The sequence below is a fragment of the Roseateles sp. GW821-FHT09G09 genome (assembly GCF_059415965.1).
In genome coordinates this window covers 590,420-603,848 of the sequence record NZ_JBWKOG010000001.1, presented here as the reverse complement: position 1 = coordinate 603,848, position 13,429 = coordinate 590,420, and the positions used below count along the sequence as shown (strand labels likewise).

The following is a 13,429-nucleotide window of genomic DNA, read 5'->3' as shown; positions in this document are numbered from 1 at the left end:
CTCAAAGTTGCTTGCGTCCCGAGGCCGTTCTGAGTGGGTCCAACTGCGGCCAAGTGAAGTTGCTGCCTTTGTCCAAAGGCGGGATCAACTTGCTATCCACGCGAAGGAGGCCGTAAGCCGAATTTCCGGAGGTGAGGATGTGTCGGCGCTCACGGAAGATCCTTTGTGGACCAAGTTGCTGAAGTCCGCCGAAGGAGCCGCTGATTCGCTCGAGGAAGCCATTCGCGATGCATGGCGAGGGATCGTCGAGGGCGCCGGAACGCTGGAGGAACCTTCGGCACTTGAGGCGACGCTCCCTCAGACTCCGGCGAACAAGCAAGCACTCGATGGCTACAGGGCCAAGTATCGCGACTACAGGAAGCTGGCGGGCCAAGCCGCTCCACGCAGTGCGACCGACAGCGAGAATCTTGAGCACGCCGTGAGGGAGTGCCGAAGTGCCCTCGCCACTGTGCAGCGAGACGTTCCCAAGGACGTGGATGAGTTCTTTCGCGCCGTGGACGCGTACACCGCAACATTGGCCCACGTCACGCCGAACGTGCTTCGCTGGCTGGAGGACAACGGTCAACTGGTGCGCTATCAGGTGCGCATAGCTGCCAAATGAACCTCTCCGCCGATCTCGCGCTAGCAGAAAAGGCGCTCGACGCACTCGAGCGACGAGAGGTTCGAGTCCTTGTATGGGGTCTGGTCGACGGGGCACTCAGCGCCGACGAAGTGGACGAAGCGTTCAACGAGGTTCTGAACGACCCGCAGAGCCAACCCTTCCTCGCCGACATTGAATGCCGCATCTCGACCGCAGACGATTTGCGCGAGCATTTGGTTAAGAGCGCACTGTTGATGCAAATCCCGGGGCGCCAAGGGGGCCCTGCGCGCTTTCGGACCCGGATGGCTGAAGGTGTGCGCCTCTTCGCACGACTACGGCAACTCTTCGCAGGAAAGCACGATGGCCGCGATGGTTGGATGACCGCTTCGACTCTGGTCGCCGACTACCGACTGCTATGGCGACCCCGGCGATATCCTAGGCGCGACGTCACAACTGTCGCCGCGCTGGAGCAGATCCGCCATGAGGTGGACACGCCTTCGGTCCTGGACGCGATCGAGCATTGGTTCGCCAAGGGAGATCCGCAGTGGAAATGGGCCAAGTTCCAGATCGAAGCCACTGCTCGCGTGCTGGGTGGTTTGGCGCAGAACACGCCACAAGGAACGATCGTTTCGGCTGGTACTGGCAGCGGTAAGACGCTTGCCTTCTACCTTCCCGCCCTGTCTTGGCTGGCGGCCCAAAAGAAAGCCTACTCAAAGGCGCGAGGAGTGCGCATCCTTGCTATCTACCCACGCAACGAGTTGCTGAAGGACCAACTTGCAGAGGTGTTCGACCAAGCGCGCAAGTTCGATGACTACCTAGGTCACGCAGGAGTTGCAAACATCAGCGTGGGCGTCCTGTACGGAGGTACTCCCACAACCGTGAAGAGTGCCGCCCACGAGTGGCGTGACGCGAACGGTGCCTGCCCATTCTTCCGCTGTCCTGAGTGTCGAAGTGACATGCGCCTGCAACAGGCCGATGGCGCTGAGCTTGCCGCGCGACTTGTGTGTCGTAACTGCGGGGTCGCGACCGACGGCCATCAACTGAGGGTCAGTAGGCGGTCGATGCAGGATGAGCCGCCGGATATCCTGTTCACTTCGGTGGAGATGCTCAACCAGCGGATGTCCGACTCCGACATGAGGCACCTCTTTGGCGTCGGGCCAAAGGCGCAGTTTGCCCCACCCCTCATGCTGCTCGACGAAGTGCACGTATACACCGGCACATATGGGGCACAGGTCGCGCACCTGCTCCGGCGCTGGTCGCATCTCACGAAGCGGCGTACAGTTTTTGTGGGGCTCTCAGCAACCATAGCCGAAGGAAAAAACTTCTTCGCGTCGTTGGTGTCGCTAGAGCCGGACACAGTTGAGGAAATAACCCCCGCCCCTGATGACCTGACCGACGAAGGTGCCGAGTACATGCTCGCCTTGCGAGGCGACCCAGTGTCGCAGTCTTCCCTGTTGTCGACGTCGATTCAGACACTCATGCTGGCTTCTCGCCTGGTGGACCAGCGCGAGGACTTCCATGCGAAGTGGCGGCCCTTCGCAGGTTGGCGTGCATTCGCGTTCACCGATCAAGTCGATGCGACAAATCGCCTCTTCTACGATCTTCGCGATGCTGAAGGGCTGACGCAGCGAGGAGAGCCAGCGACGAAAAGGCATCCAAATGGTGGCTTGGCGCACATGCGGTTGCCCGGACCGAGCCTGCGGCGGTACGAAGGTGGGCAGGACTGGCGGCTAACCCAAGCCGTGGGCCATGACCTTTCAGTTCGTCATCGCGTCGAACGAACAACTGCATACGACACGGGCGTTGACCAGAACGCTCAGATCGTCGTTGCCACAGCCGCGCTGGAGGTCGGATACGACGATCCGGCCGTTGGTGTTGTCGTCCAACACAAGGCCCCGCGCGACATGGCCCAGTTCCTCCAGCGCAAGGGTCGTGCGGGGCGAACCCGCCATATGCGGCCTTGGACCATCATGGTTCTGTCCGACTATGGCCGTGACCGGTTGGCGTACCAGGCCTATGAGCAGTTCTTCGATCCGGAACTGCCATCCCGAGAGTTGCCGCTGTCCAACCGGTACATCCGACGAATGCAGGCTACATATGCGCTGCTGGACTACCTGGGCGTCAAGATGCAGGCGGGTGAGCCAGGCGGCTCGATCTGGCGCGACCTGTCTGGCCCGCAGACATTTCCGGCCGTTGCAAGCTGGTCTCAAGGCGTCAGAGACAGTCTCAGTCGACTCATCCAGGACTTGAAGTTCCCACTCTCCCCCGAAGAGTGGAAGTCTCTGAAGGGGCGAGCCTTCAACGCAGCCCCAGTCGCTGCAGGAGTAGACCGTTGGCAAGGGGCAAACCGGATCCAAAGCCACCTTCGCCGGCAGCGCCTGGTCGAGCTGCTTCGCGAAGTCCTAGACGATGCCTCGCAAACTGAGGTTTTCGCCACCTTCGTAGGGTCGGCTTTAGGCTTGCCACGCGACGAGGTCGAATTGCTGCTGTGGGACCATCCGCGACCTCTGCTCTTGGGCGCCGTGCCGACAGCTCTCCGGCGTTTGGTGACTAACTGGCGAGCACATGGCATCGAGCATGCGGACCGCTCTGCCGGAGGCCCCTTGCCCGAGTTTGCTCCAGCAACGCTGTTCAGCGATCTCAGCCTCCCGGAAGTCGGCTTGCTCCCGCAGGGGGCGGTGCTACCAATCGCACACTTGCCCGTTCTCCAGGCTTTATCAGAATTCGCGCCTGGCAAAGTGTCGCGTCGCTTGGACGCACCGCTGTGGATTGGCCCGACGCAGGACCGGCTGATCGAGCTGCTTGACAGTGGTCAGGCCGAAGCCGTTATTGACATCGATCAATGGTTTGACCTGGACCCGCAGCCGTCCTTCGATTACGTAGAGGAGGGGCAAGTCCACTCCGGTAGAGCGTTTCGTCCCATTGACTTAAGGCTCATCCCGACGCCGCAGCGCGCGCCAGGCAACCGGCCCGAAGTGCTCGACAAGTCAAACGCCTACCTGGTATGGCGATCCCAAATCTTCGGCCGTCCTCCTCTCGTTGTCTTCGAGTCGCCCGCCCAACGGGTCGGTATTGCGCGTCTCGTGAACCATGTAGCCGTACACACCCATGCCAGCCAGTCACAGGCAATGGTGCGGCGCTATGCCATGGCCTCCAAGGTCGAACTGCGACTCCGGCGCGGCAATTTGCGCGTTGATCAAAGTGCGACATGGCGATTCGAGCGAGACGGTTTGCCATGCGGCATCGGCTTTGAGATCGAAGTCGATGCCCTCTGCTTCAAGTTGCGACTCCCCGTCTCGTCCGTCGCAGACATTCGGGATGCCGATCCAGCGGTTCAACGTGCCGCACGTTCGGCACGCTACGCGTGGGAGGCGCAGCATGGCGAGTCCCTTGCGTCAGTGGAAGGCAATAGCTTCTTGCGCGCCTGGTTGGCCCAAGTCTTCCAGGTCGCTGCGGTACAACTTGCTGAAGACCGGGAATGGCCGCTTGCCGATGCCATCGATGAGCTTGGAAGGGACACGGAGTTTCACCGCCTCGAAGGCGTGCTGCAGACGATCTTTCAGTCGCCAGAAGCGGCCGAAGGCGACGATAGCGACGGGCCGATCGGCACCTCGACAGAGCCACGCCTACGCAAGCACCTTACCGAGTCGCTGGCCAATCCTGATGTCGTCACCGCCTTGCGGGCATTGGCTAGGCAGACTCTGACCGATGCGTTCGACGACGGGTGGCAACCCTGGCTTTTGCGGACGATGACACAGACTCTTGGCGCAGCCCTGGTCGAAGCCATTCAGCAGGCATGTCCTCAAGTGAACGCTGAGGAACTGGTTGTGGACATCGATCCGGGGCCATTGGAGGACGGGTCTCTGCGAGAGAGTTCAGAGTTGTGGATTTCGGAGAGCAACCCCGGAGGCAATGGCCTGATAGAACAAGTAGTCAATGTTCTGGCAACCGATGCGGCGCAGTTCTATCGGAGGATTGAGGCGGCCTTAGGCCCTTCGGAGTTCGAGATAATCGACGCGCAACTTCGGCAGTTCCAGCGATGGCTTGGAGTTCATCCTCGTGATGCCGAAGTCGTGTGCCACGCGTCCGCTGTTCGAGGTGCCCAGTCTTCGCGCGAGGCGCGCGATCAACTGGCTCAGTTGAGGAGAAACCTGATCGAACGCGGGCAGGCCGTGTTTCACGGCTACGTTGCCGCTCTGAGCACCCGGATGCTGCGCCCAGGAACGCCGGCGGAACTGGATGAACTCTTGGCTGAACTGCTGCGCCGATGGGATGACATCGAGGACCGGCTGGGCGTTGAAGTCGATGCGCGCGTGGTTTGCGCTCTGTTCAGTACCGATGAAAGGATTGACCACGCCTTCCAGGCTGCCGGCTTCGACCTTCCGAATGTCAATCGTGAGCCATGGCGCTTCAGCGTCCTGACCGGCGTGATCTGGGCGCGTGGTCACGCTCTTCGTACCAGTGCTTTGCCTCTGTCGGCACGATTCAGCGATGTGCCCGCCATAACCGAGCGCTTGTTGCTTAGTGGCTGGTTGTCTGATGACGATGCACCCATTTGCACCGGTGACGCGGACTGGCTCAACCAACTCCATGCGCGGCTGATGATCCACGGACGGGCGACGGTTGCTGTGACTCCTGGGGGTAGCGACGCACTTAATGTGGCCATGGGAGCCATCGTCACAGTCCCGGTTCAGTTGGAGTACTTGAACGTCTACCCCAAGCTGCTGTCGGCCACTCGGCACCATGGTGAAGTGCGCCTCCATCTTGAACTTGAGGCTACAGCGTGACCGCCTACAAGCGCGACATCTTCAAGAGCGCAACGTTGGCGCAAAGCGCCGCTCGTGAAGTGCTGGCGTTCGTCTTTGCCCAAGAGTTGCTCGCTCCCAGCAGGCACGTCTTCATCGTCGCACCTTGGATCAGCAATGTCGTGGTTCTCGACAATCGTCTGGGTCAGTTTGACAGCATCAACCCCGAGTGGGGCAAGCGCGACGTGAGGTTGGTGGAGATCATTGTCGCCATTGCTTCGGCAGGAGCCAAGATCCACATTCACACGCGGCCCGACGCACACAACAAGCACTTTCGGCGACGAATCGAGGAAGCGATGGGCGACGCAGGCGTGTCCGAGAGGCTTCTCTGGAGGGACAACAATCCTCACCTCCACACGAAGGGCCTTTTAACTGAGCGCGTGGCGATTCGGGGTTCGATGAACCTTACCGAGAACGGAGTCGCGCTCAACGATGAGGCCATCACGGTCTCGTATGACCCCGCGGACGTTGCGGAGACGCGCGTGCACTTCGACTCGTACGAACATGGCTGACGAACTCGATCGGGAGCGCCAAGCGGCGATTGCAAGCGACCTCCAAGCATCGGCCTTTGCGGCGCCCAATGTCATTGCAGCCAATGCTCTCGGGCAGCTGTCACCAGCGCTCCGATGGCATGCGCAGGGTCATGGAGACAGACCAGTCCTGTTTCCCTTCAAGGTAGCTGGCGACGATCTGATCACCTGGTATGTCTGTACCCGTACGGGCGCAATGCTGCGAGCGGTAACGCACGAACTTGGCGCCTTTTTGGGACCAAGCTACGTGCAGATTGCATCCGCTGATAGAACGCCCGATGCTGCTGATAGGCACATACTCCAGCTTGTTACGCGAGTAGGGTGGCAAGCGGTTCGCTTCAGCGCCTCGTCGCCATCAGCCGAGACCACCGTGTTGCAGCAATGGCAGCGCTACTGGCGCTTACTTGACCGCCGGCCTCTCGCCGCATCGCACGTGCCACAGACCTTTGACCAGGTCCGAGCAGCCTTTGACCGCGCCCTGGCGGCACGCAACGAACCGGGCGCGCGTTCATGCTTAACGGCACTACGAGAGCGGTTTGGACTGTCAGCGGAAAACCGCTTGTTCCTCGAGATCCGACTCAACGCGGCATTCGGCAGGTGGGACGAGATCGCTGCACACCGACTGCTACCGACGATTGTCCATCTCCGGTTGCCACCAGAGACGTACGGCGACGTCATGGAAGCGCTCTATGAGAGCGAGGTTGCCGCCTTCGAGCGTGCACCACGTCTTGAGGAGTTGTTGGATCGCTTTCGCGAGGCCATGGCGGAGATCGCCAAACCGATGTTTAGAACGCGCCGGACGTCGAAGAGACGTGCCGTCCTTAAGGCGTTCGTTCTCTTTGAGCTGATCCAGTCCGAGCCAAGCGTCCAATCCTGCATCGACTTGCTTCGCGGTCTACCAAGCGGCTCCTTCGGTGGCTTGGATGCAGCCCTTCGCGCTTATGTTGCTCGATTGGCGACCTCTGACAATCATCGAGTCGCTCAACTGGCTATTTCAAGCGAGCAGTTCGACCGCGCATACGATCTGCTCTGGCCACTGCCCGACGAAGTGCATGTACTTCTGAATCTCGTCCTATGCGCGAGGGAGTCTGAAGATCCAGAGAAGGCTCTCGCCGTACTGACCCGGCTGACAACAGCACCAGAAGACATGCGTGAGGCTGTCGAGGCGTCGGCGCCAACCCGCTTGAATCGCCTCCGTTCATTAGTGTCGAAACTTGGCGGAAAGGCCCAAAAGTCGCTGGCCGAACAGTTCGAGCAACGCCCCGGTGAAGCAGCCGACGAGTACGTCGAGCGTTGGCGTGAACTCGCCCGCAGTTCCGGGTTGAATGAGATCCTGGCCGACCCCAAGGCGCCAATATCCGCGGCCGAGTGCTTGACGCGATTGGTCGTCGAGGACCCAGCCCTGTTCGAGCGACTGCACGCGCTCTGGCACGAGTTGTTCGTAGATCGAATGGAACCCGATCGGCGTCTGATGCCGATCTATGTTGCTCTCATGGAGACACTTCGCGCGAGGGGCGACTTCAGTGAGACTGACCGCGGGTTGTTGCATCAGACCCTATTGGCGCTAGTGATGGCCGGACCCGACGCGGCGACCTACCGAGCGGCCGTCGACGAGGTACACGAGGTTTTCAAAGAGGTGCGCTCACCCCATGTGATGACGTGGGCGCTGGATGTGTGCGACATACTTGCAGTTGCACCTACCCGCGACGCGGATGCCCGCATGCGGATGCTGTTGTCGGTGCAGCATGCGGGTATCGAGTACGCCGCGCGACTCAAACCCATGGTCCGGGCACTCCTGCGCATGCTGCTTTCAGAGGCCGGCATCGAAGTCTCGCCGGTCCTGATCGAGAACCAACAGACAGATACTGAATCGACCGGTGGCCGAAGCGACGTTCAGCTTCTTGCCCTCTACAGCCTAGACGAAGCCGCGACGAAGCGGGCTTCACAACTGCTTGGGGAACTCTTCCCGCAGCTCAGGGTGGAATGCAGCGCGGATGCCGTTTGCACGCCTAGACTGAAGACACTAGCGCAGCATGCCGACCTCTTCGTATTCGCCTGGAAGAGCAGCAAGCACGCCGCTTATGACTGCATCAAGGCGGCCGTCAAAGACAAGGCCCGGCTCATCATGGCAGAAGGTGCAGGCACAACTAGCCTAGTCGAGGCGGCCTCTCGCCGCTTGGCATAGACGGGCTATGTCAGGCGTTATGGCTTACACCGGCAATGCCGGCCCTGCCAAATCGACGGTTGCGATGGAACCGCTGCCTTCGATTTCATAGAGGTCCACCCTCACCAGTTGCGGCAGTTCCTTGCTTGCTTGGTTCCGAATCCAGACGGCAAGACTTGCCGTGTCGCAGTCAGGGATTCCGGTCAACTGATGCAGTGGGTGATGGTCCAGCGACTTGAAGATTGGATCGAAGATCGTCTTCACGTCGCCAAAGTCGACCGTCCAACCCATCATGGCATCTAACGGCGCTGACAGGTGCAGACGTAGGGTGTAGGTGTGCCCATGGATCCGCGCCTGCAGCGCATCGGCTGGCGCGCGTCGATATTGCACTGCGCTGTCGAGGGTGAATTCCTTCCAGATCCGGTACTGCGCGCCGTCGAAGTTAGCACCGCAGCTGCCCGTTTCGAACACCGTCACCCAGGACAACTCCGGCAGCACGAGCTTCAGGCGCCGCCACAGCCAAGCTGAGATCACCTCGCTCGTCGGGTTGTGCAGGCCCTCGATCTCATTGAGGCATTGGTAGTTCAACTCGTGGTGGAACGGAGCCCAGATGGCATCGAGATGGTCGTAGTCAATGCTGAGATCGCGCTCTTCTAGGTCTTGATCGGCATGCACGATGACCTCGAAGCCATGGCCGTGCAGGCGTCCGCATTTGTGCCCCGGCGGAACGTTGGGCAGTTGATGCGCTGCCTGGAAGCGGTAGCGTCGCCAGACGTGAGCATGCTCCTGTGCATCCAAATCCACTCCCTGGTTCGCCGTGCTCTGCACCGCTACTCGGTCGATGCCCGGCACATCCAGGCGTTGTCGCACCCAGCGCGCGATGTTTTCGTCGGTGGGTTGCTCCAGAAACTCGTTCAGCAGTTGGTAGTCCAGTGGCGCGACGCATGCTTCCAGGCGACGCTGCAACTCAGGAACTTCGCCACCCGGGAACGGTGCCCAGTCCATCGGAAGTTCGGCAAAGACGCTGATCAGGAAGCTGTGGCCATGAACATGCCGGCATTTGTGGTCCTGCGGCAGCACGCTGACGCGGCGTGCGGACTCCAGCCGACAAGAGGCGACGGTGTAGGTGACGTTGCTCATGGTTGACTTCGCATGTAGGCCTCATAACCCTGCGCACGCAACTCACACGCCGGGCAGGTACCGCAGCCGTAGCCCCACTCATGCCAGGTGCTGCGGTCGCCGAGGTAGCAGGTATGCGTCTCGCGGCGCACCAGTTCCAGCAGGACGCGGCCGCCGAGCGTGTAGGCGAGTTGCCATGTTTCCTGCTTGTTTAGCCACATTAGTGGCGTCTCGACCACCATGGGGCTGTCCATGCCCAGGCTCATGGCGAGTTGCAACGCCTTCAGGGTGTTGTCTCGGCAGTCCGGGTAACCCGAGTAATCCGTCTCGCACATGCCTCCCACAAGTACTTGCAGGTCCCGCCGGTATGCCACGGTGGCAGCAAAGGTGAAGAACAATAGGTTGCGGCCCGGAACAAAGGTGTTGGGCAGACCATTGTTGTCAAAGTCAATGGCGCGCTCGCTAGTTAACGCCGTGTCACTGATCTCGCCAAGGACTGACAGATTCAGCATGTGGTCGCTGCCTAGCCGGGCGCCCCACTTTGGGAACTGTCTGCGAAGCTGAGCGATGACTCGGGTTCGGCAATCCAGTTCGACAGCATGCCGTTGCCCGTACTCGAACCCAATCGTCTCAACGTAGTCGTAGCGATCTAACGCCCAGGCAAGGCACGTTGCCGAATCCTGTCCGCCAGAGAAGAGGACGAGCGCGCGTCGGTTCATAGAAGCTCCAGTTCAAGCAGCGCGGCGGACGCGGCGCAACTCGCGCTTTAGGCATCGGACTAGGTGGTTAGAAAGCAAGTCGATATCTGTTGGGGTGTTCTGTATGCCGTTCCAAGGACGCACATCGTCGTCGCTAAGACGCCACTGACCGCTGGTCCAGGCCGTGTGTCCGTTGTCCCGGAGTAGCTGTAGGCCCGGCTCGAATTCTTGCCTGGTCGTTGCACCAAAGTTGCTGTAGAGGTGCTCCATGACGAATCCCAAAGCGACTAGCCCTGCGCCATGGCGGATGCGCGAGGTACGGGGGCTCATGCCTACCCACTCCGTGCCAAAGACGACCCTTACGGCTTCGAAGAACTCGTTCAGCAACTGCACCGATCGGTCTTCATAGTCATCAAAACGGATGAACTCTCTTATCGCACCTTGGGCCGCAGAGTTCATCACGAGTCGCTGCATTGCCGCGTCACTCAGCACGCCAACTGGGTTGGTGTGCTGGCGAATCTCGCGATAGAAGGCGCCACCGCGCAGGTAGTTCAGCCGGTCGACTACGCGGGCGGAGAACTTCCGATTTGTGAACCGCTCCGGCAATCCCTCAACTTCAGGCAGCAACTCGTAGATCAGTGTTTTTGGAAGTGGGCGCGTGTTGTTGATCAGGACGAACTGCTGTCGCAGTTCGTTGTAGTCCTTGCAGACAAGGGCTGAGACGAAGACTTGGAAGCCCGGCTTCTGCAATCCCGCCAGCGCGGATAGCCTCTGCTGGCCATCGACCACAAAGCCGGGCTTTTCCATTTCTGCATTCACAGTGACTTCGACCAGGCCGTCGCCCAGTTCGCGAAGCTTTACGCCACCTATGAAGGCAACGATCACAGCATTCGGCAGCAGCGCATCTTCGCGGCCCATGTAGTCGCGGATCTCCTTGATGTGGGAAGCAACCTGATGTCGTTGGAATCCCTTGAGTGCGCCGGCCTCGTCGCGCCCCACGCGCTCGATCTCCGCGAACTTCAGAACATCGTGAGGGTGTGCAGCAAAGCAGAACACATCGTGGTCCGGAGCTTGGCGTGCACGCACAGCTTTGTACTTAAACGTCGTCATTTCGCGTTCGACAAGGTTCGTTGAACATGTTGGTGGTAGACGCCTAGGTTGTGAAAACCACGGCGCTTGTTTCGATTGCTGGCTCGGAAGATGATTACCTCGACGCCCACTGAGCTGCAGACATCGCAGCGGCATCGCTTCCACGGCTGGTCGCGCAGCGTTCGAGCAATCTGAACTCGACTCTTTGCAAGTTCTCGTACACGTTCGTCGTCAGTGATCTTGTCGTCGCCGAGGGTTAGAAACCGCTGGTAGTCCAGCACTGCGTCCAGAGCGTCTTCTTCTCGAGCCTGGTTCTTGTCGTAGGAGCGCAATGTCTTAAGAGCCAACTGCTCTCGTCGCTGCAGATCCTCAGCGCTGAATATGCCGCGCTTGATACCCTGCACCAGACGGGCGTTTTCTATAGCCTGGGGAATACGAATGGCGGCGTAATAGTCGAGACCGCCGTTGGGTGACTCAACGTAGTAGTTCCGCTTGGCGTCCTTGAACGCCCGAATCAGCGGCGACGTGGAGTCGAAACTTGTGATGTCGTACTGAACGAACTCATGAATGTGATCCGCTTTCGCGAATCCCAGCAAGTGGATGCTCGTGCTGGGCTTGATGGCTGCTCTCAAGGCGTGCAGCACCTGATGGATAACGTCGACCTTTAGGGGAACCAGGCCACCAATCGCGAGGTAGCGGTAGCCCATCTTCTCTAGACTTTTAGCTGCCTGCGCCATGCTTTGCGGGGACCAACCCTGCACCGCGCCCATCGGCTCAAACTCATTCCCTTCGAGCCGGACGAGTCTCAAGAACTCTTCGGCGTTCTTCTGCGTGATCTCGTAACGATCAATCACTTTTGCGTCGACAGCCGACGCTGGTGGATTGTCTGTGTCGCAGTCGAAGATGATGTGGTCGGGGGAAACGCCATGGGTGAAGCCTGCATCTAGATAGAACTCAACCACCTCAGACGGCGAGTAAGCCGGACGTTCATGCTCAACGTAGGCGAACGCCCCACAGTCACCCATCAGCATGGAGTCTTTGTACTGAGGGCTGTCATATCGAAGGAACTTACGCGCGCCAATGCGTAGCAAACGTTGCTCTTCCGAAGTTGAGTAGCGAACCTTGGAAGAAGCGACTCCAACCGCTTGTCGGATAGCGCTCATCGACAGTAGTAGCCCGTCATATGGGGCGGGAGTCATGAGTTCGTGGGCGTACAGATCGTCCCAGTAGCGCTCACGGCCAGGCGCGCTCCTGTCGTTTAGAAAGTCGTAGTCGGGATCGACGTAGTCTTGCGTGTCTGAATAGAGGAATTTCATGTCTTAGCGCTGCTCGCATACGCGCGTACCAGCGCGTCCTGCAGCTTCTTGATATCTCTGGGAGTACTCTGAATCTCGTTCCAAGCCAGCCCAAGTGAATCCCATTGCCCACTCGTCCAGCGACACACGGGCGCCACTTTTTCGAGTTCAGCTTTGACTGTTTTCAGATCCTCGTTGGGTCCTGACATGCGGGCATAGATGCGATCCATCAGCACCCCCATCGCTTCAATGCCTGCGGAATGCATCAATCGGCTCTGTCTTGGATCTTTGCCCCAAGCGTCCTTGAACACGTCGCGAACAGCAGTCCAGTAGGTCTGCAAGATGCGATACATGCTCTCGACGTCCGCCGGTTCTCGCGGGCCACCCTTGTACGGCGCAAGAGCACCCAGTGGGTTGTTGATGCTGTTCTTGATCATGGTGATCACCGCGGAGTCAGTAATCACAGCTCCGCTGAAGGAGCCCTTGTCGGACACACGCTTGATAAGTTGATGGAAGGGGGATGTCTTATCGCGATTCAGCAGACTACAAATCTCCGCCGGCAACTTCCGGACACTCAGTTCACGCGGAAACAAGACGCTGCGGGTCTCCGGTAGCAGCTCATTGATCAACCTGGAAGGCAAGGGCTTCGCCTTGTTCACCAGGATGAACTGCTCTCGCTGGATCTCCAAACTATCGGATACGAAGCCGATGACCGGCACAGGGATCGTCTTGCTTCCGATCTGCGACAGAGCTAGCGAGCGTTGTTGACCATCGACGATCCAAGCGACGCGCTCCCCCTCCTTGAACAGAGGGATAGTGAGCGTTCCGGATTGCGCTAACCCTTGGTCTCCAGTCGGCTTCGTTCCTCGGGACGCCGCGAATTTCACAGCTGGCGACAGCGCCAAGATGATCGCGTTTGGAAACAGCACGTCACCCTGGAGCAGGTAGTCGGCGATGCCCTTCACATGACTTCGGATCTCCGGGCGCTGAAAGCCTTTGAGGCTGTCTGCTTGGTCACGTTCCAGACGTGTGATGTCCGCAACTCGCATGATGTCCGGACCATTGATGAAGAAGGCATAGACATCTAATCCATTGCCCTGCAGCGTGTGCAGGGCACGGACGATGATTTCTTCAGAATTCGATGCCATG

General features: G+C 59.5%; 9 protein-coding genes. 4 read left to right on the top strand and 5 right to left on the bottom strand.

All coding sequences use genetic code 11. From position 1 onward, the window contains the following. The first annotated feature begins 139 nt into the window (after positions 1-139). From AC07O8_RS02685 to dpdD, 4 genes are read left to right on the top strand one after another with little or no spacing between them, the layout of a single operon-like run. The gene (locus tag AC07O8_RS02685) at positions 140-601 is read left to right on the top strand and encodes a hypothetical protein (protein WP_495046567.1); all 462 of its coding nucleotides are present in this window, start codon (positions 140-142) and stop codon (positions 599-601) included. Continuing rightward, positions 598-5,367, top strand: a complete 4,770-nt coding sequence (gene dpdJ / locus AC07O8_RS02680) for a protein DpdJ (RefSeq protein ID WP_495046566.1) — start codon at positions 598-600, stop codon at positions 5,365-5,367. Before AC07O8_RS02685 ends, dpdJ begins: the two co-directional genes overlap by 4 nt. Further along, positions 5,364-5,897 carry a phospholipase D-like domain-containing protein DpdK gene (gene dpdK, locus AC07O8_RS02675; protein ID WP_495046565.1) on the top strand — a complete coding sequence of 178 codons (534 nt, stop codon included), beginning with the start codon at positions 5,364-5,366 and terminating at the stop codon, positions 5,895-5,897. Before dpdJ ends, dpdK begins: the two co-directional genes overlap by 4 nt. Beyond that, entirely contained in the window at positions 5,890-8,100 is a 2,211-nt protein-coding gene (dpdD, locus tag AC07O8_RS02670) for a protein DpdD (RefSeq protein ID WP_495046564.1), read from the top strand. Before dpdK ends, dpdD begins: the two co-directional genes overlap by 8 nt. 24 nt (positions 8,101-8,124) lie before the next feature. Here the strand turns inward: dpdD and AC07O8_RS02665 are convergent, their stop codons facing one another. From AC07O8_RS02665 to dbpB (AC07O8_RS02645), 5 genes are read right to left on the bottom strand one after another with little or no spacing between them, the layout of a single operon-like run. After that, positions 8,125-9,219, bottom strand: a complete 1,095-nt coding sequence (locus tag AC07O8_RS02665; RefSeq protein ID WP_495046563.1) for a 6-pyruvoyl trahydropterin synthase family protein — start codon at positions 9,217-9,219, stop codon at positions 8,125-8,127. Continuing rightward, a complete protein-coding gene (gene queC / locus AC07O8_RS02660; RefSeq protein WP_495046562.1) occupies positions 9,216-9,917 on the bottom strand; it encodes a 7-cyano-7-deazaguanine synthase QueC in 702 nt (233 codons plus the stop codon). Before queC ends, AC07O8_RS02665 begins: the two co-directional genes overlap by 4 nt. A 12-nt stretch (positions 9,918-9,929) precedes the next feature. Continuing rightward, positions 9,930-11,006 (bottom strand): DGQHR domain-containing protein DpdB, encoded by a 1,077-nt coding sequence (gene dbpB / locus AC07O8_RS02655; RefSeq protein WP_495046561.1) that lies wholly within the window; start codon positions 11,004-11,006, stop codon positions 9,930-9,932. After that, on the bottom strand, positions 11,003-12,301 hold the full coding sequence (dpdA, locus tag AC07O8_RS02650; RefSeq protein WP_495046560.1) for a tRNA-guanine transglycosylase DpdA: 1,299 nt from the start codon (positions 12,299-12,301) through the stop codon (positions 11,003-11,005). The genes dbpB (AC07O8_RS02655) and dpdA overlap by 4 nt, the downstream gene beginning before the upstream one ends. Then, positions 12,298-13,428, bottom strand: a complete 1,131-nt coding sequence (gene dbpB / locus AC07O8_RS02645; RefSeq protein WP_495046559.1) for a DGQHR domain-containing protein DpdB — start codon at positions 13,426-13,428, stop codon at positions 12,298-12,300. Before dbpB (AC07O8_RS02645) ends, dpdA begins: the two co-directional genes overlap by 4 nt. Position 13,429 lies beyond the last annotated feature (1 nt).

Coding starts and splice junctions, on each gene's coding strand:
- AC07O8_RS02665 (WP_495046563.1), bottom strand. CDS start 9,219: ATGAGCAACGTCACCTACACCGTCGCCTCTTGTCGGCTGGAGTCCGCA.
- dbpB (WP_495046559.1), bottom strand. CDS start 13,428: ATGGCATCGAATTCTGAAGAAATCATCGTCCGTGCCCTGCACACGCTG.
- dbpB (WP_495046561.1), bottom strand. CDS start 11,006: ATGACGACGTTTAAGTACAAAGCTGTGCGTGCACGCCAAGCTCCGGAC.
- dpdD (WP_495046564.1), top strand. CDS start 5,890: ATGGCTGACGAACTCGATCGGGAGCGCCAAGCGGCGATTGCAAGCGAC.
- dpdA (WP_495046560.1), bottom strand. CDS start 12,301: ATGAAATTCCTCTATTCAGACACGCAAGACTACGTCGATCCCGACTAC.
- dpdJ (WP_495046566.1), top strand. CDS start 598: ATGAACCTCTCCGCCGATCTCGCGCTAGCAGAAAAGGCGCTCGACGCA.
- queC (WP_495046562.1), bottom strand. CDS start 9,917: ATGAACCGACGCGCGCTCGTCCTCTTCTCTGGCGGACAGGATTCGGCA.